Below are 26972 nucleotides of genomic sequence, written 5' to 3' on the forward strand. Positions count from 1 at the left end.
TCAAAGTATAACCTTGTCTTTTATGCTCTTGATAAGTTTGTTACCTATACCAGATATTTTTTTCAGATCCTCCAGCCTTTTGAAGGGTCCGTGTTTGTTGCGCCAATCAATAATTCTTTTAGCTGTAGCCTTTCCTATTCCCTTTATTGACTGCAATCTCTGGGCATCCGCAGTGTTTATATTTACAGGCGAAGATTCACTGTCTTTTGGAAGAACAACAATTTTTTGCCCATCACGGAGTAATTCTGCAAGATTTACTGAATTAGTATCAGAAAGCGGTTTGAATCCACCTGCAGCAATAATTGCGTTATTTACGCGTGAGCCAGCTTCAAGAGAGTAGACTCCGGGATGAACGATTTCACCGGCTACATGAACGCTAATCATATTCATTCCAGAGGATGTGGCTGTAAAACTGGTATGTGCAGGACTTTCAATAGCATCAAATGAAACATTTTTAGAATTCTTATCAGGGCCAAAAAAAGGTTTTGTATAAACCAGAATGAGCAGGCCCGACGCTAGTACCAAAGAGATAACGAAGGACCAAGAAGTCGCCGCAGAAAGGGTCCAGCGAAACTTGTGCATAGAGAAAAGATATTTTGCTACACCCTATGAACAAATGAAAAAGCAAAAACTGTGTAAAACTTACCTAGCTTGCAGCACGATCTATTTGGGCTCCACAACGAAGTTTACAAGTTTTGGTGGAACACAGATTACCCGCTTTACTGACCTGCCAGAAAGCGCATGCTCAATTGCCGGCAGGCTCCGGGCGCTGTGTACAAGCTGCTCAGTTGTTATATTAGTCAAAACGTTCAGTCGACCTCGTAGTCTACCGTCTATCTGCACTATTGCACAGGTGGTTTTCTGTTCTAAGAAAGTTGTATCAACTTCTGGGAAAAGCGCTTTACTGACGCTGTATTTATTGCCCAAAATTTCCCACATTTCCTCGGCTGTGTAGGGGGAAAACATATCAAGGGCAATCGCAATTGTTTCAATTGCCTCTCGTATAGCAGGATTATCAGCCCCTATTGTCTGAATTTTTTTTCTAGTTATATTCAGAAGATCCATTAGCCGTGCGGCAATAACATTAAAACGATAAGAATCGACTAACCAGTCGATATCATTCAATAAGCTGTGTGTGTGTTTCCTGAGCTCAATATCCCCCAATGAAAGATCGGCGGTGCGCTTTGGAACTTCTTTTGCAGTTTGAATGCAACGCGATAGAAACCTTGCCGCTCCTGTCATTGATACATCTTTCCAATCAATATCTTCTTCTGGTGGTCCAGAAAATATTAGAGCGAACCGGATTACATCAACTCCGTGTTGGGAAACTTCCTTCGAAAATTCAACAATATTGCCCTTTGACTTTGACATTTTTGCCCCATTCAGGACAACCATGCCCTGATTTATAAGACGCAGAAATGGTTCTTTAAAATCGACAAACCCGATATCGTACAAGAATTTGGTTATAAACCTTGCGTATAACAAATGCAGCACGGCATGTTCAACCCCGCCACAGTACTGATCTACAGGGCCCCATTTCTTAGCCTTCTCCAAGGTAAACGGCGCAGTATCACAATCAGGATTCAGATATCGCAGAAAGTACCACGATGAATCAAAAAATGTGTCCATCGTATCTGTATCTCTTCGAAAGAGCGAACCAGCCTTATGAAGGTTTACCCAGTCATGAATACCACCAAGTGGTGACAGTCCGCTTGGAGTTAGATCAATACCCTCTGAATCCGGCAATAGAACAGGTAAATCATCTTCTTCAACAGGAATTTCGGAGCCATTTGAATCGTACAGAATCGGTATTGGGGTCCCCCAATATCTCTGTCTTGAAATAAGCCAGTCACGGAGCCTATAGGATATTTCTCTTCTTCCAAGGGACTTCGCGCATAGATCTCTAGTAATATTTTCCCTTGCTTGCGTGACACTCTGCCCAGAGTATTTACCAGAAGAAATAAGGCGATTATCTTCCATAATTTTGACTATTGGAAGGTTGTACCTCACAGCAAACCTCTCATCGCGAGTGTCATGACCTGGAACCGACATAACAGCTCCCTTTGCGTAGTCAGAAAGAATGTAGCTCGCCGCAAAAATTGGGACACTCTGTCCTGTAAGCGGGTGAATTGCAAAGGATTTTAGGTCTAGACCACGGACACCCTCATGGGTTTTATCAATATTATGTCGCAATTCGAGCAACTCGCCTAGTACGCCAGATTTGCTCGCTAGCTCTTCTGTCACCTCAGAATCAAAAGCAAGCGCAAGATAAGTGACACCAAAAATAGTTTCAGGACGAGTTGTAAACACCGTTACAGGTCGCTTTAGTGTTGGAATATTGAATTCAATCGAAACACCCTCCGAGCGGCCGATCCAGTTGCGCTGCATTGTAATCACTCGCTCTGGCCAATTATTTTCAAGCATGCTCAAGTCATCAAGAAGACGATCAGCATACGCAGTTATTCGCAAAAACCACTGAGTAAGCTTCTTTTTGACAACTAAAGCTCCGCTGCGCTCGCTAGTGCCATCCGGTAGAACCTGCTCATTAGCAAGAACAGTTCTGTCAGAAGGATCCCAATTAACCCATGCCTTTTTCCTGTAGGCAAGACCGTGTTTATAAAGTTTTAGAAAAAGCCATTGATTCCATCTGTAGTACTCAGGGTCTGATGTATGCAACCGTCGAGACCAGTCAAACGACGCGGCATAAAGTCGCATACTTCTTGCTTGCTGATCAATATTCCTATAAGTCCAGACTTTTGGATCTGAACCGTGCTTTATTGCGGCATTTTCCGCAGGCAAGCCAAAAGAGTCCCACCCAACAGGATGAAGTACATTGTAGCCCCTGTGACGCCAGTAACGAGCTATGAAATCACCGTAAGCATATGTTTCAGCATGTCCCATATGTAAGTCCCCTGAGGGATAGGAAAACATATCCAAAACGTATTTTCGAGGTGTTTCAGAATCATTTTCATCAACCTCAAATAACCTATCGCGCTCCCAGATTGGGGCCCATTTTTCTTCTAAGGCACGAAAATTGTATTCCATATTCTCACACAATGTATCTAAGGCACGTAACGCATGCATGTTCTTGGATGAACCGGTTATAGGTTTTCATGAAGAGTATCTACCTACCCAAAATCGCATCAATCATTGCCGCTACCTTCAGTTTAGTCTCGGCAAGTTCAAACTCCGGATCGCTATCAAACACCACTCCCCCTCCACTACCAATACTGACTTCTCCATTGCAAAAAACTGCTGATCTAATAGACATCGCAAAACAGATATTCTTTCCATCGCCCGATATATAACCGAATGCACCTGAATAAACTCCCCTTCTTGCCCTTTCCAAATCATATATAGACTTGACGGCTGCGATTTTGGGTGCTCCGGTCACTGATCCTGCTGGAAATGTTGCACACAAAATATCAAAAAATCCACGTCCTGGGCGCAAGATACCGCTTACTCTCGATACAAGCTGATGCAAACCCTTATATGTTCTGACCCTATACATATAATCAACTTCAACCGAAGAGCAGATTTTACTAAAATCATTGCGCATTAGATCGACAATCATAAGGTTTTCGGCTTTCTCTTTTTCAGAAGTTTTAAGCTCCGATATCAGATATGAATCCTCGGAAGGAGACCTACCCCTTGGGCGTGTTCCCTTGATCGGTTCTGTGACAAGAATATTGTCAGATAATGCCAGAAAAAGCTCTGGGGAAGAGCTAACAAAGTGGCGCGGTCCGATTTTGATATAGGCACAGTACTGTGTTGGACTTTTCTGTCTAAGGGCCCAAAAGGCAGAAAATGGTGACCTGTTACCGGAGTTCCTGATCGTAAGTCTGTTAGCCAGACAAATTTGGTAAACATCTCCACGCATGATTTTTTCCAGAACTCTGTGAATAAGTTGCAAATATTGTTGATCGGTATGAAGCCACTGCAACCCTGAAGCAAAACTATTTCTTGGCATGAGTTTTGAGTTTGCTAAATGCCTTGATTTAGCCTGCGGGATATAATCTTCTCGGTCTATTGAACCTTTCATCAAGAGCTTCTCAACCAGAGTTGAAGCCCTATTTACCCATTCTTTTGCATCAACAGTATTTTTGGAAAAACTGATAATTTTCAGCAATCCCATTCTGTAGTCAATACATATCGCGCGGTTGCAGCAAATCCACGAGGATAAATTAGTTTGACCTGTAGCAGGAGCATCTTGCTGTGTTGGATAATTTACACCCAATAGACATGCGCCAACTTCGTAATCAATCCACCCAACAAAGCCTAATGGCCAAGGCTGTGGGTCACAATCCAAGAGCTTTGAGAAAAAAGACTCCACATCAGTCGGATCAAGACAGCTCCCAGATCGAAGACTCACCGACGGACCAGAGCCAATCGCACTGCGTCGTCGGTTTTGCAGTGGTCGTGCATCATCCAGCCAAAAGCAATTCTCCGAATCGTAAAAAAGGGCTTCAAAGAGGTATCGGAAACAACTGTCAGCAAAATCCTCGGAGAGGTCAACGGGGTAATCCACCCAAAAAACACCCCGATCTTCTTCCACAATTGTCTCCATTTACTAAACTTTAGTAGGTGTTCGACTTCGTGCATACCTTCCTTGAGGTTATAAGTAGCATTAACCCACTGCTCCTAATTGGGATAGCCTTTGTGGCGGTTGTCCTTGAAACTTCGATTCTTATAGGGCTTGTGGTCCCGGGCGATGCGGTTATCATCGTAGCTTCTCTTGGGGTAAAAAACTTTGGTGAATACCTCCTTCTTTTGATTGCCGTAATATTCGGTTCATTTGTTGGCGAAACATGCGGTTTTCTTCTTGGAAAATTCTTTGGAAAATCTCTTAGGAAAATAAAATTTAAAAATCTCAAATTTGATAGAGCAAACAGCCTTATTCAGCAACACGAATGGAAGGCACTGCTTATCTCACGGTTTACGCCAGTTTTACACTCCGTAGTGCCAGTGGCGGCCGGGATTGCAGGGCTGAAATATAAAAAGTTCATTTTCTGGACGATGATTTCATGTACATTGTGGGCAGTTTTATACGTCACATTCGGTTTCTTGGCGGTAAGCAATTACCGGGAATTATCAGGAAAATTGCATTACGCAGCCCTAATCTTTTTTGCAATTCTTGTTGGCTTCGTAACACTCATAACCGTCATAAAAAAATTTGCAAAAAAATATTCTGACAACAAAGATTCAGCAATTCAAAATAATTCGCTACACTTCGCGGCAATTTGGGAAAATAGGATGCACGAATTGCTGAGAAAGTGGGCAAGAAAAAGAAAACGGGTAGAAATAATAAACCCTGTTATGGGGTACGGATCGGAAGAATGGATAAGAGTACTCGGGAGGGTTCTTATGGTTAACCCGAAGAGCGCCAAAAAGAACAAGGACATAAGGGGATGGAGAAGTTTTTTCAGCATACCGGTTCCTGGAGTGCTCGTAAAGGCACGAATATGCAAATGTAAGAATTATGCTCCGACGATTGGGCAATCAATTGGAACTCAAAATGCTTCCATGGATGATTCATTCTGTACCTGCAACCCGGTTGAGTATTTCTTCAGGGCAGATCGCGGGGGTGTTATAGATGCAAAAGTACCCGTCAAATTGTCACCAGGAATGCACACGGTGTACTTGGCAACGCCCCGCTCCGGGTCTTTCAGGTGTCAAATAGCAATTGTTTCAAAAAGAGTAAAAATAGGTTTTGTATCGGATATAGATGACACGATAGTCGTAACCCGTCTTCCGAGGGTGTTGGTTGCCGCATGGAACACGTTTGTTGTTAATGAACGCGCAAGACATCCTGTATCCGGCATGAATGTTCTATTTGAACTGTTGGCACGCGCAAACCCTGGGGCACCATTTATATATCTGTCAACCGGGGCGTGGAACACCGCAGCTGCTCTCGAGAGATTTATGACAAGAAACATATACCCACAAGGACCACTGCTTCTAACTGATTGGGGGCCAACTCATGATAGATGGTTTAGAAATGGAAATCAGCACAAAAGGGAAAATATTGAGAGATTAATTTCGGAATTTCCCCGTATAAAATGGGTGCTAATAGGAGACAGTGGGCAGCATGATGAGGGTATATACACGGAGTTTGCACTGCGTTATCCGAAAAATGTTGAACTGATCCTTATACGACGTCTGTTTGCATTTGAGGCATTCTTCATAGGGAGGTTTCTGCGCAGGAAGCAGAAGAAATCAACACTAAAGATTGTCAGATACGGATATGACGGGTCCGATATGCTAAACGAAATAAGGATGCTTCCAAAGAGCAACTTTACAATCAGGATCTAGATTCACCGAGTAATTTAGGGGTATCTGTGCGAAAAAATACAAAACAGCTCGTCCTGTACGGTCACAAAGCGGTAGCGGCAGAAGAGCGGGGATCCCTTATCCAGCCAATAAAGGCGACATGTGCAATCGTTATTGCCTGGATTGCTAGTATTCTGATTTTTCCCGACTCCCATCCAATAGTTGCAACAATTACGGCCTTTTTGGCAATACAACCGAGTATAAGTCAGGCTTTCAGATTTGGAGCTGAAAATACGGTTGGAGCAATTTTGGGCACTTCAGTGGCACTGATACTTGGCATTGCCTTTCCGGGAAATTACAAACTATTGATTATCGCTGGTGGGATTGTTGGAATAACAATCGGCTGGATACTGAAGTTTGGGTATAACGCAATTTGTCAAATGGTTATTTCAACAATGTTCGTTGCAGCCATTATCCCAACAAATAGTGGCTATGCATTCGTCAGGGTAATGGAAAGTCTTTTGGGCGCGGCGGTTGGATTTGTGGTAAACCTAATAATTGTCCCGCCGATCCAGATCGAACCCGCGTACAAAAAAATGAGATCCCTTGCCGATATAACATCTTCTACAATGCAGGGCCTATCAGAAGCGCTTAGGGTTCCAGATAAGGTCACAGATACAAGGCTGTTTAACAGAAATATAGAACTTATGAAGCACGGCATACAAAGCGCCGATCAGGCTGTCGAAAAGGCGAAAGAAAGTATGCTTTTGAACCACAAAGCTAAGAAGATGAGAGCTAAATTTGATGATGATGTATTGGTGCTATTTAGGCTAGAGAGAATCGCAGGTCATCTAATAGGCATGCTTCATGTTTACATGGACAGCTTTACCCCCGAACTCAGTAAAGACAGTGCCGTAAAGGAAATTTCCAGACAGTTGAATAAGGCCGCCCACGATACACAGCTTTTTAAAAGACAATGGAAACCCAATAAATCAAATAGGTTTATGCAGAAAGTTATACGTAATAAGGTCGCGGTTGACACAACTCCACCAACGTCTGCGATACCTATCCTGACAACACCTCTACGCGTTACAAAACCTGATCCGATTCACTGGGTTGCAATAGGTTCAATGCTTGCCGATCTAAAGCGTATACACGACCTGGTTACGGGAAGAATCCGGTGAGGTTGCATTTGTCACAATCCCGTTTCAAAAAACTGTGTGTGTGTATCTTAGTTACAAGTCTTGCATTTTTCCACACAACCTACGTTGTTGCTGATGAGTCAGAATTACCTTCATGGAGTGAAATCGAGAAAGCAAAAACAGACATACGAGAAAAGCAAAAACAAATACATGCAATAAATTTGGCGCTGAATAGGCTATCGCAACGATTAAACGAGGCGAGTGACCGGGTTTTGAAATTGTCCGCAGATTACACCGTCGGTGAGAATAACCTCGAAATAATTGACAACAGTCTTTCCAACCTTAATTTACAGAGGCGAAATGCGCAAAAATCCATTGTTGAATCCAGTAAACAGATAAATCGTGTTATAACAGGCATGTTTCAGGGTAGTTTGATTGCATTCGATCTTGATGCATTCAAGGTACCAGATGGACTGTTATACGGCCTCACTGTTATGAATAGATACACGGACAACCTGTCTAATTTTAGAAACAAGATGTTTGCCAGTTATAACTCGTTTTCGTATATTCAGCGACAAATTGAAGAGACAAGACTTCTGCAAAAAAAACTTATTGTTTCAGTTGATGCTAAGCGTGCAGAAGCCGTAAAAAGTGTCGAGCAGTTAAAACTTGATATGGCGCGGAAGCGTGATCTCTCGACGAGGCTTCTGTCCATGCTCGCGTCTCTAAAAGGAACTACCCTTGCAAAAGAAAAACAACTAAAACAAGAGGAGGAGAGGGCTGCAATAGCCAAGACAGAGCCTGCAAGGTCAACTGGAATCAACACGAAAATCATTGAGATAGATTCGAATACTAGTAAGACGGGCGGGCGCACTAGGAAGAATAAAAATAAAAAGGATGATAGTAATCCGCTCTATCTTCTAGCAATATCTGGCCTGCCAAAACGTGAGGAGGCCAAGCGATATGCCAAGAAAAGGGTGTTTGATCGTGGGTGGAATGAAAAAGAATGGAAATGTCTAGAGATTCTGTGGACTCGTGAGTCCACATGGAGATGGAATGCGTACAATCTGTCCAGCGGAGCCTACGGGATACCACAAGCACTCCCGGGTAGCAAAATGGCAAATATTGCGGATGACTGGATGACGAATCAGAATACACAAATAGAATGGGGGCTTTCGTATATAACTTCTCGCTATAAAACACCCTGCAAAGCCTGGGAATTCTGGCAAAAATCAAATTGGTACTAGGCCTAAATATAAGGTTTTATTCTTGTTTTGGGGTACGATGGCGGTGGGTTATATGTGCTACGCGAGGTATTCTTCTGACAGTTTGTTCACGTGCGACTGCAATAAGTACTAGAATACTTCTGTCGCGGATGTGGCGCAGTGGTAGCGCATCACCTTGCCAAGGTGAGGGTCGCGAGTTCGAATCTCGTCATCCGCTCGGGTCTTTTGCCGTTTACTTTTGTTCTGTGCTGCTTGAGACTTGGTGGCGTGGCCGAGAGGTGAGGCAGCAGCCTGCAAAGCTGTGTACACGGGTTCGAATCCCGTCGCCACCTCGCGGTGTAGTGTACGGGCGATTGGCGCAGTGGTAGCGCGCTTCCTTGACACGGAAGAGGTCACTGGTTCGAGTCCAGTATCGCCCACACTGGATTGTCGCGGATATTGGACGTCCGTGGCATACATTCGCAGGGGGCGATTGGCGCAGTGGTAGCGCGCTTCCTTCACACGGAAGAGGTCACTGGTTCGAGTCCAGTATCGCCCACACTGGATTGTCGCGGATGTGGCGCAGTTAGCGCATGTAATAGCACTTGAAAGCTTCCAGACAGATCGGTGCACCGTGTCAATGCATATACCGTGTCAATGCATATATTGACGGACTCTGGCCATGCTTGTAAAGGAGAATTGCCGGGAATATACTTGGAACGGTTGTGCTTGAATTGTTACCCTTGTGGTGACAAAGTGATTTGACGCGGTGTTTGTCGTGGACTGGGGGTTTTGTGAAAGAATTTCTTAGTGATGCAGAGAAGATATCTTCTTATGCAGATCCGAACCGATTGGTTACGACAGATTGGCTTGCCAAGAATCTTGATCGCGTGACTGTTATTGAGTCCGATGAGGATGTTCTGCTGTACGAGAGCGGGCATATTCCTGGGTCTATAAAGGTTGACTGGCATACCGACTTGAACGACACGGTTCTGAGGGATTATCTGTCCCCGGAAAAGTTTCGCGATATGTGTGTATCAAAAGGTATTTCAGACAATGACATAATAGTTTTTTACGGAGACAAGTCAAACTGGTGGGCGGCGTACGCGGCGTGGGTATTTTGCTTGTACGGTAACGATAACTGGAAGCTACTTGATGGTGGACGTGATAAATGGATATCGGAGGGTCGCCCGATGACAAAAGAAGTTGCCAATCGCCCGAGGGGTACGTATGCGCTGCCTGTTCGCAACGATGATGAGATAAGGGCATACAGGGATGATGTCGCGAAACATATTGGCAAGCAAATGATTGATGTGCGTTCAACAAGGGAATACACGGGCGAACTGACGCATATGCCAGAGTACCCGCAGGAAGGTGCTCTGCGAGGGGGACATGTCCCAAGTGCTGTCTCAATCCCCTGGTCAAGCGCAGTTGGGAGCGATGGGACCTTTCTGCCTAGAGAAAAACTGGAAGAAATCTATTTCGGACAAACTGGTCACAGTGCTGATAAAGATACGATTGTCTATTGCCGGATCGGCGAGAGATCAAGTCACACCTGGTTTGTTATGAAATACTTACTTGGTGTGAAGCATATAAGGAATTACGATGGCTCATGGACTGAGTGGGGTAATCTGGTGCGTGCTCCTATCGTAACCGGCCCTAATCCCTAGCTTTTGGTGACACGGCAGTTCCTTTGTTTCCATGGATCACGGGCGGTGTGCATTAGGGCGATTTTCTGTGTTTCGTCAGAGAGTAAGGCTGATCTAAAATGACGTCGGCTCTGGAAAAAATACGTGATGACTTTATTGCTATTCCGGAAGGCGAGAGACTGAATCTGCTCCTATATTTTTCTGACTCGCTGCCGCCTTTGCCTGATCATGCCTCATCCCTTGTGAACAGGGAAGTTCCAGAGTGCCAGTCACCTCTATCGTTTTTACTTGAAGTCAAAGAGAATAGGGTCTATATCTGGGCATATGCACCAAAGGAAGCACCCACAACACGTGGTTTTGCATCGATTGTTGTTCAGGGTATATACGGTGAGACAGTAGAAAACGCTCTGGGTGTACCTTCTGATTTTCCCTTGACTTTGGGGCTTACAAGGCTTGTCAGTCCTCTCAGGCTAAGAGGGATGTCAGCTTTTATAGCCCGCGTAAAGGCAATGCTTTGAGCAAAGCTATTCAGGATTTTATTTCTGAAAAATATAAATTCCCGAAAGATGACTGGATATGTGCAAATTACATACAGTCCTTTAGTGGAAATTTAAATTCCGATAACTGCACCTCTGATAGTCTAAGCAATCCGCGAGATAGAATGATTTTGCACACCATACGAGAGGCTAATGACGCGGTGTTTGTCGGGGCACGCACTGCAAGAGTTGAAAATATATCGGTAAAAAATAAGCCTCTTATAGTACTAACAAATAGCGGTAACCTCGGTGGGATTTCGGCGAATAGAAATACAATCGTCATCGCGCCAAAAACAACAGAAACGCAAATAAGACACACCATTGGTGCAAGCGTAAATGTAATCTGGCTTGATAATTTTGGGGATATTACACGTTATTCGCAGACAATGGGGGTACTAATAGCCAAAGCTGTCAAAAGCCTTGGGTTCAAACGGATTGTGTGTGAGGGCGGACTGACCCTAATAAGAATGCTGCTGTCTGCTGGTGCTATAGATGAACTGTGCATAAGTATTGTTGATAAAAACAGCACTGGACCCCGAATAGATACAGATACGCTCTGCACACCGAAGCTTACACAGGTTTTAGTCGATCAAGAATTTTATAAAAAGCAAAGAATAAAAAGTGTTTACACAAGATGGGTTTTGCAAAACCGGCGAGGCAGAGACGAAGAATAGGGATAGGCCTCATAAACTCTTGGTTGTGTCATTTTGTATGTCGTATGATTTTCAAAAAATAGAGCGAGAGTTGCGTACTGCAACCTATCGATCTGGGATGCATGTCTGGGAAATATCCCCCTCGCCCGCAAAGGCAACTCACTCGATTGCATTTGGAGCGAATGTTTCTGAGGAAACTGAGGGAAAGATTCTTGCAAGCGGCAATTTTGTTGTTCTAAACGAAGATCAATACATGGAGCGCTGGCAAGGGAAAATAAGATTTATCTGCTTTTTACAAGCTCCGCTTGAAAATGACATGGGACATGATCCGTTCCTTGAGGAAATAGCATGGCAATGGACAACCGATGCCTTGGATAGTGCCGGTGCACGGTATAAATCACTTTCAGGAGTGGTTAGCAGATGCACCGCAAGATATTTCGGGGATATTAGAGATATGGGTTCCAAATCCGGCATTGAGCTGAGGGTTAGCTGGACTCCGGTAACAACAGACATTTTGCCACATGCGCACGCATTTTCCAGTGCCCTAGAGAATCTCGCAGGCCTTATGCCAATTGAAAAACTGTCTTTGTAGCGTTCTGATTTCGAAAACAAATTTGCACTCTCTGATTGAAACTAACAGGCAGTATGAAGAAGCATTAGAAGGCTTGAGGAGTGGTTTTGGACCCTTTGCAATTGATACCGAAAGGGCCAATAGATTCAAATACGATCAGGAATTCCCCTGGCTCGTTCAGCTGTACAGAAGACCAACTGGTTGCTTCATCTTTGATACATCAAAAATTGACAACCTCAGTAAATTAGGCGACCTAATAGGGTCAGAAGAGGTGGTTATTCATGCGGCAATAAATGATATAAAAAGCCTAAAAAGAGTTGGAATACATATAACAAATCTTTTTGATACCGAGATCGCATGCAGGCTACTCAATATACCAAAGGTTAATCTGTCATACGTAACTGAAAAATTCATTAATGTAAAACTGAGAAAGGAATATTCAACCGTTAATTGGTCTGCCAGACCCTTGAATAAGAAATATCTCGAATATGCCGAGGGTGATGTAAAACACCTGCTCGACTTAAGCCAGGCCCTCAAAACTGCCTTGCGTGCGGAAAATAAACTGGAAATCGCAAAGGAAGAATTTTCTCATGTGTTCATGGTTGTCAAACATCAATCCGAAATAGATAAGCTAGATAAATTTTGCCATGGCTTAGAAGATGACATGCAGCGCGCTGTAGCTAAGAACCTGTGGAAGGCAAGGGACGAAATAGCGCGCTCAAAAGATATATTTACCCCAAGAATCCTGAGTAACAAAGCAATAAGAATTCTGGCAAAACAAGTCCCTGAAAACTTAGAGATTCTAAAAACACTTCTCAAAAAAGACAAACGACCTTTTAGAAAGCAGTACATAAATCTCTGGCACAATGCAATAAGTCGCGCAAGAGTGCAATGCCGCAACAGTGAATCACAAATTCAAAGAAAAGTAATAACCAGCGAAAAACAATACCCAAAAGAACGTATGGACCTGGCAAAGGCCATATCCCAAAGCTGTGCTGAAAAAATAAATGTTCCGCTGGAAAATTTGATAACAACTCATACACTAAAATCCGTTATTGCTACAGACATTAGTTCTCTATGTGAAATGGGCGGTGTTTTGCGTAAAATAGGGCTGCGAGATTGGCAAATCAAAGCCCTTCAGCAGCCGTTATTTGATGGCCTGTATGGCAAAGAATAGCGCTGATCGAATACTAGCTAATGAAAGATTAGTGTAGCCTAACCAATACTTTGCACGACCCGCACATGCGATAAGTTTCGATTACCGAATTATTCTTATTTGAATGTGTTAACTAGATACGGAGAAATTATGACAACAATTCTCAGAGAGAAAAATGAAACAGCATTGAGAGTTTCACAATTCCTTGGCCCGATAGTAGTGAACCTAACAGCTCTATCGGTCGATTTCAAACAGCTTCACTGGCATGTGCGCGGCGGGAATTTTATTGCACTTCACAGGCTGCTTGATGAGATTATCGACCACGCTCGTGAAGCGGCGGATGTACTTGCGGAAAGGGCTGTGTCTGTCGGGGTTCCAGTTGATGGGCGAATAGCAAGTGTTGCAGCAGAAACTAGTACACCAGCTGTTCCGGAAGGTTTTATCAACTCCGAGCAGGCTGTTGACATAGCTGTTGCGCAGCTTGACGCTGTTTTGTTAGTGATAGGCGAGGCAATTGAAAACCCGAGCTTACTTGATGCCGCGAGTCAAGATGCTGTCATAGAAGTTGCAAGAACCCTGGATAAAGACCGTTGGTTTCTTTTGGCGCATAAGACGGTTGAGTAAACTACGCTTGACAGACGACACACCAGTACAGCTTTCTGCCTGCCACGTTTACGCAATCTATTGGGTGAAAGCAGACTGAACATGGGGACTTGTGGTGATTGTAAACCCAGTGTCCCGGCGCCTTATTCATAGTGATCATCTGTCCGGTTTTTATTCCGCATTTTAACAGGACTGTCCAGTCGTCCCATATCCTTTTTAAGGTGTCTTCCGGGATGGTGTTCGAAGTAAGAAATGGGTTTACTCTATTTCTGAATAGAATTTCCGCGCGGTATATATTCCCTATACCAGCGATAGCAGACTGGTTCATGAGTAGCTTGCATATTTGGAGGTTGCTTTTTCGAGCTGCTTTGATAAAGCGGTTGTATCCCATCGGATTGACGACCGGATCCGGACCAAGTCGCGAGATAAGCTCATCCGCCTCTTCGGGTGTCAAAACTTTGCAGACCGCCGGTCCGCTCAGAAGAACCCCTGCGGTGTCTGTAATGAGCTTAGCTCTTGCCTGGGCCTGATGCTTAAACATCAGGTCTTTCCAAGATGCCCCGGGGGTAGAGCCGCTGTTCTTGGTTATGCAAGGCCCCTTCAATCGCCTGGGGGCACCAATGCTTTGAATACCTTCTGCCCCGGGCAATATAGTTGGTGCGCAGGATATATTCCCATAGAATTGCCAAGCGCCGTATATCCCCAGATGAACTTGCAAGAACCGGTTATTTTCAAAGCCCAGAAGCAGCTGCTTTCCGTATGCTTTGGCAGATATCATTCTTTGCTTGTCAAGTAGCCGCGCACCGGGGGAAAACCTCCCCTGCGGGGAAGAAATCCCTATTTTTTTTCCAACGAAATTATGCTCAAATTGAATTGCAGAACGGTGGATTGAATGCCCCTCAGGCATTCGTCAGAGAACAAATCAAAGGTACAATCAAGACTGACACTCATACAAACTTATCGCATCTATCCTTCTGATATGCCGCGAGTCCTCACTGAATGGTTCCCGTAGAAATGCCAAAACTATCCGAAAACCCTCGTCATGGGCATGCATTCTTGCACCGATGGCAACTACGTTTGCATTATTGTGTGCCCTGGCAAGACGAGCGGTACACTCATTCCACGCCAGGGCGGCCCTTGCACCCTTAACCTTATTTGCAGCTATCTGTTCACCGTTTCCGCTGCCACCGATAACAACCCCAAGAGATGGAATACCGTCTGTAATATCCCGTACTACAGCCTCTGCCGCAGCGATGCAGAAAGATGGATAATCATCCTCAGGATCACAATTAACTGCACCATGATGAACAACCTGATAATGCTCATCAGCAAGAAAGTTCAAAAGACCTTTAGAGAACTCATAACCGGCATGATCGGTAGCCAGATGAACCCTGCCGCTCATGTCAGTCTATTTGCGGACCTTCACTCCGAGTACGCTTGAGCTCATAGAATCCACTCCAAGAACAAACCGAAACGATGCTATCGAAAAACCTAACTGCATCCTCGCCACGTGGCACGCGCGAAATAACGGGACCAAAGAAAGCAACATCCCCAACACTGACAACTGGAGTGCCGCACTGGTCTCCAACAAGGCTTAGCGCGGTAGATGTGCTCTCCTGCAGCTGATTGTAATACTCTGAAGACCGTCTAGAAAAATCTTCGGGTAACCCGGTGTCAGAAAGAGAGTCTGCAATAAGCGTCGCGGTATTTCCCAGATTGAATTCTTCCTTGTGAATCTTTTTCCCAAGTGACATATAGAGACGCTTAGAAGCGCCCGAGCCGAGTTCCTGGGCCACAGCCGTCAAAACAAGGGTAGCTTCCAGGCTCGCTTCCATAAATGGTTCATTTCGACGGGCGCTGTTCCCAGGCAAAAGAGCCAATGACATAGTCCTTTGATCAACATCGATCTTCCGATGCAGAGATACCTCCTCGAGCCAATTGGCAACCAGCCAAGCCCAGGGACAAAAAGGATCAAGCCAAACACGAACAGACGAAGAACTCACGCACACAAGCATATATGCTAGTTACCTATAAAACAAACTTGTGACCTGGGGTCTTTATAAGGCCGTGGGTATCCAAGATTTGATTTTTATACAATCCATGCAGAAAACGGTTGGTCTATCTGGGCGGTAACTTGAGACATTATTTGAGACATTGGGATATTGATAATGAAAGATATAACTAGGACTGAAGCTGCTGAGAGAGCATCGGTTATACAGGATTGTCACTATGAAATTTTTCTTGATCTGACAAAGAGGGAAAGATTCTTCTCAAGAACATGTGTCAAGTTCAACTCGAAGCCCGGCGCAAATACGTTTATCGATGCACTTGCGAACGCCATAGAGAGCGTCTCATTGAATGGAATACCCCTCGATATAAAAAGTGTGTTTGATGGAAGCAGAATAGCCCTAGAGAATCTAGAAACGGATAATGGGGTTGTAGTCGAAGGTTACTTTGAATACACAAACACTGGTGAAGGAATGCACGAGTTTACCGATCCAGTGGACAACGAAACATACCTCTATACACAGTGTGAAGTCTCAGATGCGCGCAGAATATTTGCGGTGTTCGAACAGCCGGATATAAAGGCAAGTTTTATCGTTTCCACAAAGGTTCCAAAGAACTGGCATGTTATCTCAAATAGCACGTGCAGGGAGATAAAAGATGAGTCTAACAATACGACTCTCGGTACAACAGAAAATTGTCCTAGGGTGTGGAATTTTGGACAAACGCCAAAAATGTCTTCATACCTCTTTGCAATTGCTGCAGGACCGTATGTAGGCACTCAGAGCGTGTATAAGGGTGCGCGTTCTATTCCACTTGGAATTTATTGCAGAAAAAGCATGAATCAATATCTTGATGCTGACTACATATTTGACATTACCCGTAGCGGTTTTGAATATTATGAAAAACGATTTTCGCACCCATTCCCGTTTGAAAAATATGATCAAGTTTTTCTCCCTGAGTACAACATGGGAGCTATGGAAAATATCGGATGTGTCACGCTGAGCGAGAATTATATTTTTCGAGGGCGTGCGGATCGTGCCTTAAAGGAAAGACGCGTTGTAACGATTTTGCATGAGCTTGCCCATATGTGGTTTGGAAATTTAGTCACAATGCGATGGTGGAACGACCTGTGGCTTAATGAATCATTTGCCGAGATTGTCTCGACAATGGCCTCAGAGCGCGTAACGGAGTATAAAGATGCATGGGCAACTTTTGCTCTGACAGAAAAAAGTTGGGCATATGTGGAAGATCAACTGCCAACAACGCATCCAGTTGTTGCTGATGTGCATAGACTGTCAGATGTTTATAGCAATTTTGATGGCATAACCTATGCCAAGGGAGCGTCTGTTTTGAAACAGCTGGTCCACTGGATTGGAGAAGAAAAATTTTATGAAGGACTTAATCGATATTTCAGGAAATATGCATACGGAAATGCAACCCTGAAAGATCTATTAACAGAGCTGTCATCAGCTAGCGGTCAAACGCTTGACGAATGGTCAAAGCAATGGCTTGAGACCCCCGGCGTAAATGCGATAAATGCAAAATTTTGCGTGAAAGACGGAAAATTTGACAGTTTTTCGTTAGAACAGGATGGCCCTCAAAGAAGTCACAGAATTAACATTGGCCTATACAATCTCGAATCAGATGTCCTGAAGAAGACTATTCAGACATCAGTTTTAATATCAGGCGCAAAAACCGCCGTACGAGAGCTTGTAGGTATTAAGCAGCCTAATTTAATTCTTTTGAATGACAAAGATTACGGGTACTGTAAAGTGCGCTTTGACATACAGTCAATGGACTGCATACTGGAGAACTTGTCAAAACTGAAAGACCCGCTGTCCAGATCGATAATATGGTGCAATTTGTGGCTTAATGTTCGTGACTGCCTGATTGACCCAAGTTTATTTGTCGAGACCTTTGTCAGGCATGTAGAAAGTGAACAGGACACAAAGTGGATTCTTGAGCGAGTGAATAAGTGTATCAACTTCTATACGAAAGATGATAAAAGCACAAAGGCATCTATTGCCGAAAAGGTGTGGTTAATGTTTGAAAGGGCGCAACCGAACAGCGACAATCAGCTTCAATTCTTGAAAGGATACGCGCTGTTTTGTTCAACAAAAATGCAGTATGAGAGGCTTCTGGCAATTCTGACTGGAAAATGCAATGTGGTGCAGCTCGATGCGGACCTAGAGTGGCACATAATTGCTGCCCTGGCGGCAGGAGATTACATAGATGAAGATGAGATAAACAACTTCGAAAAAAAAGATAACACAATAACAGGACGTGAATTATCAGCTCGAGCCAGGGCAGCCCTGCCGAATAAAAAAGCTGACTGTTGGCAAAAAATTCTGACGGACAGAACACTTTCAAACTCAACTATTCGTAGCATATCGGCGGGCTTCCAATTCGTACAGTCAGCAGATCAGTTATCTCCATTTGTTGATGTATATTTTGACAATGTTTTAGATATCTTTAAAAACAGAACCTTTGCCATCGCGAGCGCAATATCGGAGGGTATGTTCCCCCTACGCCTATCAAATACAGATTTAGTGCAAAAAACAAAATCATGGCTTCGCGACAATAAGGATGCACCGGTTGGCCTGAGGCGCATAGTAACTGACAATCTCCATGAGGCTGAAATAGCTGTAAAACTGAAGGAATGTTTTTCATAAAAAAGTTTCTGTAAAAATAAATCGTAAAGGTAATGGCCAGGATATACGAAAGCGTATTGGGATGGGCTGCAAGCACACCTTAGGCTGAAACTTGCGTCACATTACGGTCAAGATCCGCTGAAGACGTACAGTTTACGGTTATACGATGCAACTAAATGGAGGGGTAACTAAATGGAAGGATTAATATCAATCAATTTAGCGGATCAATCCATGTAGCGCCGAAAGTACTCCCTCTCGCTGTTTGACATTCTACGCGATCTACCGGTTTTAGTGCTGACAAGGACAAAAACAGACACCGCCCTTACAAGTGGCCGGCCAACCCTGTCATCATCAGGCCATACCTCGTAATACATATCAATACTTGCCCCACCCAAACGAGTTATTTTCATCTCGACCTGGAGTGGTTCAAGTTGGTACATGGTTGGGCGTAAATAGTCGATTTCGTGCCTTGCCACAACCGTCATCGTATTAGAATTTATACTCCGAGGAACGGTCATATCATCCTGCCGATTCTGGCCATCAGACCGTCCATCAGACGCGCCGGGATCAAAGGTAACCGCGCCAGAAGGACCCCATATACCGCGCATCCTTGCCTCTTCGAGGATGCGGAGCATTTGCGCATTATTCACATGTCCGTAAGGGTCCTGATCACCCCAACGAACGGGAACAAGTACTAACACTAATCCCTAACTAACTGCCTATGAACTCCCGCACTATCAGGGCCAAGTCGAGATAGCCTGTCATCTATGTACCCCTGGAAATTCCCCTCGAACCAACGCCATTCTCCAGGATACTCTGGTGTCCCCTCGTAGGCAAGAATATGAGTCGATACTCTGTCCAAAAAATATCTATCGTGAGTTATAACAAACGCGCATCCAGGAAAAGCATCAAGGGCACTTTCAAGTGATGACAGGGTTTCAACATCAAGATCATTGGTCGGCTCATCAAGCAACAAAAGATTGCCACCCTGTTTTAGGGTTAGAGCAAGATTCAGCCGATTTAGTTCACCGCCAGAAAGAACTTTTGCCAATTTCTGTTGGTCTGACCCCTTGAAGCCAAAACGCGAGATATATGCCCTGGTCGGTATTTCCACCTTTCCAACCTCCATGTAGTCAAGGCCATTACTTACAACCTGCCATACATTTCTAGTTGGATCTATACCTGATCGAGTCTGGTCGACATACGATACGACGACTGAATCTCCAAAGGAAACACGTCCTGAATAATCTTTCTCCTCACCCGCAAGTATTCTAAAAAGCGTTGTTTTACCAACACCGTTTGGCCCGACAACACCTATGACACCATTCCGGGGCAGACTAAAGGTGAGACGGTTGATTACAACCCGAGAGCCGAACAGCTTTGTCAGATCCTCAACCTCAAGTACCTTATCCCCCAATCGGGGGCCGGGGGGAATCTGGATTTCATCAAAATTAGTTTTGCCAGTTTTTTGTGCAGATTCAAGCATTGTTTCATAACGGACAAGGCGCGCGCGGGACTTCGCTTGCCTACCCTTTGGACTGCTACGAACCCATTCAATTTCATTATTGAGACGCCGCGCAAGCTTCTCATCCTTTTTACCCTGGATTTTTAGCCGATCACGTTTCTTTTCCAAATAGGTTGTGTAATTTCCCTCGTAGGGATAAAGATGCCCCCTATCAACCTCAGCAATCCATTGAGCAACATTGTCAAGAAAGTATCTATCATGCGTTACCGCTATTACAGCACCCTGGTAACGAGCAAGATGCTGCTCAAGCCATAGAACACTCTCGGCATCAAGATGATTAGTCGGCTCATCAAGCAACAAAAGATCTGGAGCCGTTAACAAAAGCGCACACAGCGCCACCCTTCGCCTCTCACCACCTGACAAATGCGCAGCCTTTTGATCTGGTTCCGGACAACGCAGGGCATGCATGGCTTGAGAAAGCCTGGAGTCAATATCCCATGCTTTTGCAGTATCAATCCGCTCCTGTAGGGTGCCCATCTCAGTCAACAATGCATCGTAATCCTCAGATGGGTCAGTCAACAATGCAGATATTTGGTTAAAACGGTCCAGATCATGCCTTATGGATCCAAGGCCCATCTGCACATTCTCGAGAACTGTTGCACTGTCATCAAGCTCGGGGTCCTGAAGAAGTATCCCTACAGTGTAACCAGGGGATAAAAGCGCTTCTCCATTACTGGGCGAATCAAGTCCGGCCATGATTCTCAGAATTGTTGACTTACCGGCACCATTTGGACCAACCATACCTATTTTTGCGCCTGGCAAAAATGCCATCGTTACATCATCTAGTATTAAGCGATCGCCGACTTTTTTTCTGGCACGCACCATAGAGTAAATGTATTCGGACATACCAAGCTATTCTATATCCACAGTTTTTCCCACGAGACATAGCTGCGTTGTTCCAACCGGGTCGAGTATAGACGAAGAATACTCACCTGTAGAGCGGATAAACTGCCCTACCAAACACGAGTTATGAAGAAACACTGAAACGCTCATTGAATAGGCATAAGCACCAAGAGTTGTCCGATTATTTGTAACCTGAATGCTTTTCTTGGAAAACCCGGCGCGAACCAAAGAAGCAGCAAGCTCAATCGGGCTTGGTAATTCATCTTTCTTATGGAGAACAAAGATGCTTTTGATTGCCTGATCAAAAGCATCTTTGTTTTTTGCAGCAGATAAAGCCAGATTAGCCCGTGCAGGTGTATGCAATTGACTGCCTGAATCACGTGAACCACTTTCACTGTTCAAGCACCCAGCAAAAACCCCAAAACATATCATAGAGACGACAAGAAAGTACACTTTTCGAAAGATCAGCCCATGAAATACTGACCTCATACTACGCACGCGCTCACGACAAGACATTTCGCAAACCATTTGACAGCCCGATACAAACCATTCTACGAATGTAACAAACTTCCAAATAAAATACAGCTAAGGAAGGTTGTCATAGCAAACAGTCAGACAGGTTAAGAAAATTTGACAAAGACTAAGACACAAAACAGCTCAGAAATTACGCAGCCTTTGCATGAATCTCAGGTGTTTCAGCCTCATCAACATCATATTTCGTACGCAAGTTGTCGGAAGCCTCGGGAAGCTGATAAAAACGCTTGGAAAAAACGCTGGTCCCCCACCGTAGATCATGACCAAAGCTTTCTGCCTCAATCTCCACGGCCATTTTGTTATCGCCCCAAGTTCTCAGTCGAAGACGGCCATACACAATAACCCGATCACCCTTCGAAATAGACTCTGCCGCGTTAGAACCTAGTGCGCGAAATCCAGTTACGGTAAACCAGTTAGTATCCCCAGAAACCCAGCTATTGGCATTTCGGCTAAAATGCCTGTCCTGGGCAGCCAATCTAAAACTAGTTATGTGGACACCCTCAGCGGTGAGAAAACTTCTCGGCTCAGTGGCAACCAATCCTGAAACAGTAATGTGATTCATCCTTTTTCCTCTCATGCGGTGTAAACATAGTCTTTATACATCACGGTAAAAGAGCCAACCTGGTGTTTAGAAAAATTGTGAAAACTAGTATGAGTTTCACAATTACTGACAACACAGAAAGGAATTAACGCGATTTTACAGAAATTCGTTATAGCTTTGGTGTATGCCGTGGGAGAGGGTAGCAAGCGTTTTTGACCTGCCCGCGGTACAACAGGCTTTAATCATGTCTGCTGGTGTTATAGTTTCTGTTTTTATTGCCAGCTGTATTACCAGATCGTCTGTAAAAAAGCTTCTGAAGAGAGATGCAATTCTTGCTCGTAAACATGCAGCAGAATGCCTGATAGATACATTTCTAGAATTTCGTAATCAATATTCCCTTGAAGAAAATAAACGAAATTCAGATCAAACATTCGAGAGATGTACCATGCATATTGCCATTATGCCTCAGTATGGAGCAAAGTTGCTTGTTGATTGGGCCGGGCAAATAGCTGGAGAGGTGCGAAGAGCTACGCTGAACGGAGACACTGATGCAATCACGTACGAGTTTCGGGATCGAGTGGCCCTATGGGTAAAAAATCCTCGTAAGGCTACGAAAGGGATTCGCGAAGACATAAGTCGGTTCCGCTCTGAAAACCCCTCTTACAGGCCCCTTACAGGCAAGGTAAACACGAATGATGAAGAAAATTGGCACCCTCAAGAACCAATTACAGATTTAGCGGGGGCAGATACAGTGAAGGCGGGTCAGGACAACAACGTGGCCTCAGAGCCCTATAGAATGAGACCCGGATTTGATACTGCGGCGAGGGATATCCTAAGGCAGGTAAAGGACATTCAGGCAGGGGGCAAATAAACCTGTGTGCCCCCTCGTGCGCAACTCATAGCATGATCATTTACCAGGAGATTATTTGCGCCACCATGTTGAGTGTGGGGTTATGGGGGGCATTCTTTTATGAAGGGTCGATTTGTACCGCTCAGTAATAGCCATCGTAATATCTTCAGAAACCGGTTTTCCTTCCAAAAAGGCATCTATATCTCGGTACTGTAACCCTAACTCAGTTTCATCAGGCAAACACGGTAAATCGTCTAATAAATCGGCTGTTGGAACTTTTTCGATAATTGAGTCGCATGCGCCAAGGGCTTTGAGGAGAGCCCTGCCTTGACCCTTTGTAAGACCGTATAGAGGCAAAATATCTGCTGCGCCATCACCAAATTTTGTAAAAAACCCGGTTACTGCCTCAGCCGCATGATCTGTTCCAACAACAAGAGCATCATGATGGGCGGCAACCGCGTACTGCACAACCATGCGCAACCTTGCTTTTATATTGCCGCGATTAAAATCGCTTATCTTAGACCCAAGAGACCTATTGAGATCCACGCATAGATTGTCTGTTGCGCTACGTATGTCGAAACTAAGCTCCTCATCGGGAGATATAAATTGCATTGCAGTTTGGGCATCAGACTCATCAAACTGTTGCCCGTAGGGTAGGCGGATGGCCCAGAGGGTTGCATCAAAACCAATAGATCGCACACTTTCAACGGCGATCTGGCACAATCTACCGGCCAGGGCGGAATCCTGTCCACCGCTTATACCAAGAACATAACCCGATGCGCGGGAATGGCGCAAATAATCGGCCAGAAACGACACCCTGTGTGAGATCTCTTCTTCAGGATCTATAAACGGCTTCACGCATAGAGTCTTTGATATATCACAACACACAAAACTCCCAGAACTCAGGGTGGATAACGGGACTCGAACCCGCGACATCCTGGACCACAACCAGGTGCTCTACCAGCTGAGCTATATCCACCAAGATAAATGCAGAACGATCATACCGCGAATCGCCCGCCTCTCACGCAGTACCAGTTAGGAAATGTTCGCGATAGTATGCAAGTTCAGCGATTGATTCTAGAACATCAGCCATTGCCCTATGTCCACCCTTTTTATTGGGCGCGCCACTGTATATCTCGGGTGCCCATCTGACAGCCAATTCCTTTATACTCGAAACATCAATCATTCGGTAATGAAGAATAGCGTGCACATCGGGCATATAGCGTGTAATGAATAACCTGTCGGTTGCGATACTGTTACCAGACATAATCCCACCGGTTTTTACGTGCTTTGTTATGTATTCCTTGACCATTGCCTGGGCTTCAGAAACAGGAACCCCATTAGAGAGCTCATCAAGCAAACCGGATACTCTATGCATGCGCGCAACATAGTTATCCATCGCACCAAGAGCTTCTGAAGAAGGTGACACAACAACATTAACCCCCTCGTCCAGAGGGAGGAGGTCCTTGTCAGTTACAACGACTGCAACTTCCAAAAGCTCGTCACGCTCTGGATTCAGACCTGTCATTTCACAGTCAACCCATACGAGATGCGAGGGAGTCGGAGCCACACACATAAGTGTAGCGCCGGTTGGATATAATTACGGTATGGGTTACCTGTTACCCTCAATTCTCATGGTGAATGCTGCGTGGAATGTTCTGGTCTGGCCGCAGTTTATGATAAGGGTAAAGAAAGACAAGAGATCTAGGGATGACCTTGGAAAGGTCACCAGATTTTTTGTTGTTCACGCGCTTCTTGTTTCAGTGTCGCTGGTTATAGCTTTCGTATCATTTGTCACTGCTTTGGCCGCGATTCTTTCTTGAGCCCTCGTAGCTCAGCGGATAGAGCAGAAGACTTCTAATCTTTGTGTCGCAGGTTCGATTCCTGTCGGGGGCGCTTGGTTGTGTATCGGCTGCCTGGATCCGATAATCGAATCAGGGGCCTTGCATGCTAACCTACAGACACACTGTGTGAAACAACCATGATTGCGATACATGCGCAGAAAAACATCAGATCATTGACACCGAGATGTGCTGATCGGGCGTGCGTCTTTGCTAGAGCCTCAATACCCCTAAGTTTAAGTACGATTGAAAGCCAGTACGCCCTTCTCATTGCTGATACAAAAAGCGGCATAACACCTCTCGAAAAAAAAGATACCCCTCTAAGGGCGCACATGTAGCGTATATTCCTGCAATCCCGTCCGATTAGAAGACAAGTTCTAAGCCCAGAGAGTGTAGAAAATACCAATTTTCGCGGAACACGTAATAACTGCACAAACCCATCAGCCAGAGCCGTGAAATTGATACGGTAAAAAACAAGAAGTGAAATAACGCCAAATGCAATCATCCTGGCAAAAAGAGAAGTAGACAAGTAAAGAGATCCGTCGGTAATTTGCACTATTGTTGCATCAAACACACTGAACTTTGCATATGTCAAACCTGTCGGTTTTGCATACAATAAAGCACTTATAAAGGTAAGACCCGATACCAGCGTGACCGATAACAAAAAATACAGACATTGTTTATCAAGTCCAGACAAAACTAATAGTAAAATCGCACAAATTGCAGATCGGTATGGGTTTAGGCTCAAAAGCAAAAATACAGTCACGGAGATACCGGCCAGAAGACGAGTTAAAGGATTTACATAAATAGAGGAAATATAGGGCAGCCTTATTTCCATGCAATCTCCCCCGCTTTGAGTTCCATAACTCTGTCAGCAAGAGCATCAATTAATGGCTTACTGTGTGTTGCAATAAGGATTCCAAGACCCTTGAGCTTCAAATCAATAAGAAAATCAACTATCTGATCAGAGATATCAGCATCTTGACCAACAAGTGGCTCATCGAGTAAAAGAATCCTTGGCCTCATGGAGACAGAGATTGCAAGAGCAAGACGGCGTTTCTGCCCCCATGACAAAGTGAAAGGGTTTAATGATTTTGCATCAAGAAGATTAAGTCTTTCTAACAAATCATCATTTCCGAAACAATTACCCTTACCGAGGGCTAATTCCCTATCGACTGAGGATGCCAAAAATTGATGCTCCGGATTTTGCATAACAATTGCAGTATGTTTTCTAAGATTGCGTGCCATATGTCTTGGTTTTTTTATGCAGCGCGCAGGGGGATGCATATTTCGAAAACTGCCACAGGGTGATGTATGTGTGAGAATATCTCTATTCATGCCGCAGGAATATTGACATCTACCACGCGAGTCATGCATACAGCATTCAAAGAATATGTCACCGCGCTTGGCGCGCATTAGCCCCGAGACAGTAAGTAAAATACTGGTTTTACCGACGCCATTAGGTCCTATTATCGCTATGCATTCTCCGGAATGCACTTGGAAAGTCACATTCTCAAAGAGATTATTCTTACCACGTGTAACAGCAAGATTTGTAACTTCCATAATTACAGGTCGGTTGGAATCATGCAGTGTACGTGGGCCTGACCTATTACCCAGGGTTCTGTGTTTATAAAAAACTCCTGCTTTCTGTAGGATAGCTTTATTATTTTTTATTGCGCCCACGGGAAGGTCGTAGCTGAGTGAGCCTTTTGAATTAAACACAACTACTCTGTCTACGCGATTTATCCAAGGTTCAACGTCATGGCCGGTTATAAACGTTGTGTAAGCGAAACTGCTACCCATGACATCAAATAGACTATCGAAGCACTTGAGCACTTGCTCGGTACTGTTTTTATCAAGGCTTGCAAGTGGCTCATCCAAAAGCAGAATCTTTGGGCAGGACGCGAAAGCGCACGCTATGCTAAGACATTGCTTTTGGCCGTGTGATAACTTGTCACTTTGGGTTGTGGTCGGGAGGCTAAGACCAACGCTTTTTAAGCCCATGCTAACTGCTTCCCAAATATCTCGCCTATTGGGCATTGTAAGTTCTAGCGGAAATGCAACTTCATCACCAATATTTGGAAAAATAACCTGACTATCAGGGTCTTGCATAACAAAAGCAGTTTGGTCAGGAGCGGGTTGTTCACCTCCAATCAGAATACTGCCCCGGAATCCGTGTACAAGCCCTGCAAGGGCTAACAGTAAAGTGGATTTACCACAACCTGATGGCCCGATTATAAGAACACGTTCACCCTGCCTGATACTGAGAGAGAGATTATTGATGATCGTCTCACCCGAATGAGAAAAAGACCAGTTGCTGATCTCAACATCCTCGCGTATCGCGGATTGTGTAGCTACAATATTCGGATTACTCATAGAACCCAGTTATTCTCGC

26 protein-coding genes and 6 tRNA genes are annotated in these 26972 nt (G+C 44.6%); 17 read left to right on the forward strand and 15 right to left on the reverse strand.

From position 1 onward, the window contains the following. The 3 genes from TWT_RS02215 to TWT_RS02225 all read right to left on the reverse strand — a co-directional run bounded on the left by TWT_RS02215 (position 1) and on the right by TWT_RS02225 (position 4567). Positions 1–582: a helix-hairpin-helix domain-containing protein gene (locus tag TWT_RS02215; RefSeq protein WP_011096337.1), complete on the reverse strand. Its 582-nt coding sequence runs from the start codon at positions 580–582 to the stop codon at positions 1–3. Between the two features lie 81 nt (positions 583–663). Next, positions 664–3084 (reverse strand): leucine--tRNA ligase, encoded by a 2421-nt coding sequence (gene leuS, locus TWT_RS02220; protein ID WP_011102542.1) that lies wholly within the window; start codon positions 3082–3084, stop codon positions 664–666. Positions 3085–3124: 40 nt separating this feature from the next. Next, a complete protein-coding gene (locus TWT_RS02225; RefSeq protein WP_011102543.1) occupies positions 3125–4567 on the reverse strand; it encodes an anthranilate synthase component I family protein in 1443 nt (480 codons plus the stop codon). A gap of 17 nt (positions 4568–4584) precedes the next feature. On the opposite strand from TWT_RS02225, the gene TWT_RS02230 reads away from it, so the two are divergent. The 13 genes from TWT_RS02230 (at position 4585) to TWT_RS02290 (ending at position 13806) form a co-directional block, all read left to right on the forward strand. Then, entirely contained in the window at positions 4585–6312 is a 1728-nt protein-coding gene (locus TWT_RS02230; RefSeq protein ID WP_011096334.1) for a phosphatase domain-containing protein, read from the forward strand. 26 nt (positions 6313–6338) lie between these two features. Then, positions 6339–7454, forward strand: coding sequence for an FUSC family protein (locus TWT_RS02235; RefSeq protein ID WP_011102544.1), 1116 nt, complete (start codon positions 6339–6341; stop codon positions 7452–7454). Positions 7455–7492: 38 nt separating this feature from the next. Further along, positions 7493–8659 carry a hypothetical protein gene (locus TWT_RS02240; protein ID WP_411353939.1) on the forward strand — a complete coding sequence of 389 codons (1167 nt, stop codon included), beginning with the start codon at positions 7493–7495 and terminating at the stop codon, positions 8657–8659. A gap of 124 nt (positions 8660–8783) precedes the next feature. Beyond that, positions 8784–8855, forward strand: a tRNA-Gly gene (locus TWT_RS02245). Positions 8856–8899: 44 nt separating this feature from the next. Next, positions 8900–8970 (forward strand) — tRNA-Cys (locus TWT_RS02250). A gap of 15 nt (positions 8971–8985) precedes the next feature. After that, positions 8986–9057 (forward strand) — tRNA-Val (locus TWT_RS02255). A gap of 47 nt (positions 9058–9104) precedes the next feature. Further along, positions 9105–9176: transfer RNA gene (locus TWT_RS02260), tRNA-Val, on the forward strand. A gap of 202 nt (positions 9177–9378) precedes the next feature. Then, positions 9379–10287, forward strand: coding sequence for a sulfurtransferase (locus TWT_RS02265; protein WP_011096331.1), 909 nt, complete (start codon positions 9379–9381; stop codon positions 10285–10287). A gap of 98 nt (positions 10288–10385) precedes the next feature. After that, the gene (locus TWT_RS02270) at positions 10386–10784 is read left to right on the forward strand and encodes a SufE family protein (protein WP_011096330.1); all 399 of its coding nucleotides are present in this window, start codon (positions 10386–10388) and stop codon (positions 10782–10784) included. Further along, on the forward strand, positions 10781–11476 hold the full coding sequence (locus TWT_RS02275; RefSeq protein ID WP_011102545.1) for a dihydrofolate reductase family protein: 696 nt from the start codon (positions 10781–10783) through the stop codon (positions 11474–11476). The genes TWT_RS02270 and TWT_RS02275 overlap by 4 nt, the downstream gene beginning before the upstream one ends. Positions 11477–11513: 37 nt before the next feature. Next, positions 11514–12047, forward strand: coding sequence for a DUF3000 domain-containing protein (locus TWT_RS02280; protein WP_033799958.1), 534 nt, complete (start codon positions 11514–11516; stop codon positions 12045–12047). A gap of 22 nt (positions 12048–12069) precedes the next feature. Further along, entirely contained in the window at positions 12070–13203 is a 1134-nt protein-coding gene (locus tag TWT_RS02285; RefSeq protein ID WP_148224262.1) for an HRDC domain-containing protein, read from the forward strand. A 105-nt stretch (positions 13204–13308) separates the two neighbouring features. Then, positions 13309–13806, forward strand: a complete 498-nt coding sequence (locus TWT_RS02290; RefSeq protein WP_324291844.1) for a Dps family protein — start codon at positions 13309–13311, stop codon at positions 13804–13806. A 1-nt stretch (position 13807) separates the two neighbouring features. Here the strand turns inward: TWT_RS02290 and TWT_RS02295 are convergent, their stop codons facing one another. The 3 genes from TWT_RS02295 to TWT_RS02305 are packed head-to-tail and all read right to left on the reverse strand — an operon-like array spanning position 13808 to position 15788. Next, on the reverse strand, positions 13808–14692 hold the full coding sequence (locus tag TWT_RS02295) for an Fpg/Nei family DNA glycosylase (RefSeq protein ID WP_011102549.1): 885 nt from the start codon (positions 14690–14692) through the stop codon (positions 13808–13810). Between the two features lie 27 nt (positions 14693–14719). Continuing rightward, entirely contained in the window at positions 14720–15187 is a 468-nt protein-coding gene (locus TWT_RS02300; protein ID WP_011102550.1) for a ribose-5-phosphate isomerase, read from the reverse strand. Position 15188: 1 nt separating this feature from the next. Next, positions 15189–15788, reverse strand: a complete 600-nt coding sequence (locus TWT_RS02305; RefSeq protein WP_237696824.1) for a hypothetical protein — start codon at positions 15786–15788, stop codon at positions 15189–15191. Between the two features lie 165 nt (positions 15789–15953). Here TWT_RS02305 and pepN point away from each other — a divergent pair, with 165 nt between their 5' ends. Further along, positions 15954–18464 (forward strand): aminopeptidase N, encoded by a 2511-nt coding sequence (pepN, locus tag TWT_RS02310; protein ID WP_044143922.1) that lies wholly within the window; start codon positions 15954–15956, stop codon positions 18462–18464. 203 nt (positions 18465–18667) lie between these two features. Here the strand turns inward: pepN and TWT_RS02315 are convergent, their stop codons facing one another. The 4 genes from TWT_RS02315 to TWT_RS02330 all read right to left on the reverse strand — a co-directional run bounded on the left by TWT_RS02315 (position 18668) and on the right by TWT_RS02330 (position 21907). Continuing rightward, the gene (locus TWT_RS02315) at positions 18668–19144 is read right to left on the reverse strand and encodes an acyl-CoA thioesterase (protein WP_011096321.1); all 477 of its coding nucleotides are present in this window, start codon (positions 19142–19144) and stop codon (positions 18668–18670) included. Then, positions 19144–20814 (reverse strand): energy-dependent translational throttle protein EttA, encoded by a 1671-nt coding sequence (gene ettA, locus TWT_RS02320; RefSeq protein ID WP_011102553.1) that lies wholly within the window; start codon positions 20812–20814, stop codon positions 19144–19146. Before ettA ends, TWT_RS02315 begins: the two co-directional genes overlap by 1 nt. Before the next feature lie 6 nt (positions 20815–20820). Continuing rightward, positions 20821–21300: a DUF6993 domain-containing protein gene (locus TWT_RS02325; protein WP_237696825.1), complete on the reverse strand. Its 480-nt coding sequence runs from the start codon at positions 21298–21300 to the stop codon at positions 20821–20823. Positions 21301–21475: 175 nt separating this feature from the next. Beyond that, positions 21476–21907 carry a single-stranded DNA-binding protein gene (locus tag TWT_RS02330; RefSeq protein ID WP_230453612.1) on the reverse strand — a complete coding sequence of 144 codons (432 nt, stop codon included), beginning with the start codon at positions 21905–21907 and terminating at the stop codon, positions 21476–21478. A 163-nt stretch (positions 21908–22070) separates the two neighbouring features. On the opposite strand from TWT_RS02330, the gene TWT_RS02335 reads away from it, so the two are divergent. Continuing rightward, a complete protein-coding gene (locus tag TWT_RS02335) occupies positions 22071–22757 on the forward strand; it encodes a hypothetical protein (RefSeq protein WP_011102555.1) in 687 nt (228 codons plus the stop codon). 51 nt (positions 22758–22808) lie between these two features. Here TWT_RS02335 and nadE read toward each other — a convergent pair whose 3' ends face one another. From nadE to orn, 3 genes are all read right to left on the reverse strand, one after another. Next, on the reverse strand, positions 22809–23624 hold the full coding sequence (gene nadE, locus TWT_RS02340) for an ammonia-dependent NAD(+) synthetase (RefSeq protein ID WP_011096316.1): 816 nt from the start codon (positions 23622–23624) through the stop codon (positions 22809–22811). Between the two features lie 18 nt (positions 23625–23642). Then, positions 23643–23715, reverse strand: a tRNA-His gene (locus TWT_RS02345). 42 nt (positions 23716–23757) lie between these two features. Next, positions 23758–24312: an oligoribonuclease gene (gene orn / locus TWT_RS02350; RefSeq protein WP_011102557.1), complete on the reverse strand. Its 555-nt coding sequence runs from the start codon at positions 24310–24312 to the stop codon at positions 23758–23760. 31 nt (positions 24313–24343) lie between these two features. On the opposite strand from orn, the gene TWT_RS02355 reads away from it, so the two are divergent. Beyond that, positions 24344–24559 carry an SCO4848 family membrane protein gene (locus TWT_RS02355; RefSeq protein ID WP_044143923.1) on the forward strand — a complete coding sequence of 72 codons (216 nt, stop codon included), beginning with the start codon at positions 24344–24346 and terminating at the stop codon, positions 24557–24559. Next, positions 24560–24632, forward strand: a tRNA-Arg gene (locus tag TWT_RS02360). A 54-nt stretch (positions 24633–24686) separates the two neighbouring features. Here the strand turns inward: TWT_RS02360 and TWT_RS02365 are convergent. Together TWT_RS02365 and TWT_RS02370 are read right to left on the reverse strand one after the other, a co-directional pair. After that, positions 24687–25415: an energy-coupling factor transporter transmembrane component T family protein gene (locus TWT_RS02365; protein WP_011096313.1), complete on the reverse strand. Its 729-nt coding sequence runs from the start codon at positions 25413–25415 to the stop codon at positions 24687–24689. Continuing rightward, a complete protein-coding gene (locus tag TWT_RS02370) occupies positions 25406–26953 on the reverse strand; it encodes an ABC transporter ATP-binding protein (protein WP_011102558.1) in 1548 nt (515 codons plus the stop codon). The genes TWT_RS02365 and TWT_RS02370 overlap by 10 nt, the downstream gene beginning before the upstream one ends. Between the last annotated feature and the right edge of the window lie 19 nt (positions 26954–26972).

The sequence above is a fragment of the Tropheryma whipplei str. Twist genome (genome assembly GCF_000007485.1).
Classification (GTDB): Bacteria; Actinomycetota; Actinomycetes; order Actinomycetales; family Microbacteriaceae; genus Tropheryma; species Tropheryma whipplei.

Excerpts from the sequence above, each read along its gene's own strand:
- TWT_RS02215 (WP_011096337.1), bottom strand. The coding sequence starts at position 582 with ATGCACAAGTTTCGCTGGACCCTTTCTGCGGCGACTTCTTGGTCCTTC.
- leuS (WP_011102542.1), bottom strand. The coding sequence starts at position 3,084 with ATGCATGCGTTACGTGCCTTAGATACATTGTGTGAGAATATGGAATAC.
- TWT_RS02225 (WP_011102543.1), bottom strand. The coding sequence starts at position 4,567 with ATGGAGACAATTGTGGAAGAAGATCGGGGTGTTTTTTGGGTGGATTAC.
- TWT_RS02270 (WP_011096330.1), top strand. The coding sequence starts at position 10,386 with ATGACGTCGGCTCTGGAAAAAATACGTGATGACTTTATTGCTATTCCG.
- TWT_RS02280 (WP_033799958.1), top strand. The coding sequence starts at position 11,514 with ATGTCGTATGATTTTCAAAAAATAGAGCGAGAGTTGCGTACTGCAACC.
- TWT_RS02295 (WP_011102549.1), bottom strand. The coding sequence starts at position 14,692 with ATGCCTGAGGGGCATTCAATCCACCGTTCTGCAATTCAATTTGAGCAT.
- TWT_RS02300 (WP_011102550.1), bottom strand. The coding sequence starts at position 15,187 with ATGAGCGGCAGGGTTCATCTGGCTACCGATCATGCCGGTTATGAGTTC.
- pepN (WP_044143922.1), top strand. The coding sequence starts at position 15,954 with ATGAAAGATATAACTAGGACTGAAGCTGCTGAGAGAGCATCGGTTATA.
- ettA (WP_011102553.1), bottom strand. The coding sequence starts at position 20,814 with ATGTCCGAATACATTTACTCTATGGTGCGTGCCAGAAAAAAAGTCGGC.
- TWT_RS02325 (WP_237696825.1), bottom strand. The coding sequence starts at position 21,300 with ATGAGGTCAGTATTTCATGGGCTGATCTTTCGAAAAGTGTACTTTCTT.
- TWT_RS02330 (WP_230453612.1), bottom strand. The coding sequence starts at position 21,907 with ATGAATCACATTACTGTTTCAGGATTGGTTGCCACTGAGCCGAGAAGT.
- TWT_RS02335 (WP_011102555.1), top strand. The coding sequence starts at position 22,071 with ATGCCGTGGGAGAGGGTAGCAAGCGTTTTTGACCTGCCCGCGGTACAA.
- orn (WP_011102557.1), bottom strand. The coding sequence starts at position 24,312 with ATGTGTGTGGCTCCGACTCCCTCGCATCTCGTATGGGTTGACTGTGAA.
- TWT_RS02355 (WP_044143923.1), top strand. The coding sequence starts at position 24,344 with ATGGGTTACCTGTTACCCTCAATTCTCATGGTGAATGCTGCGTGGAAT.
- TWT_RS02365 (WP_011096313.1), bottom strand. The coding sequence starts at position 25,415 with ATGGAAATAAGGCTGCCCTATATTTCCTCTATTTATGTAAATCCTTTA.
- TWT_RS02370 (WP_011102558.1), bottom strand. The coding sequence starts at position 26,953 with ATGAGTAATCCGAATATTGTAGCTACACAATCCGCGATACGCGAGGAT.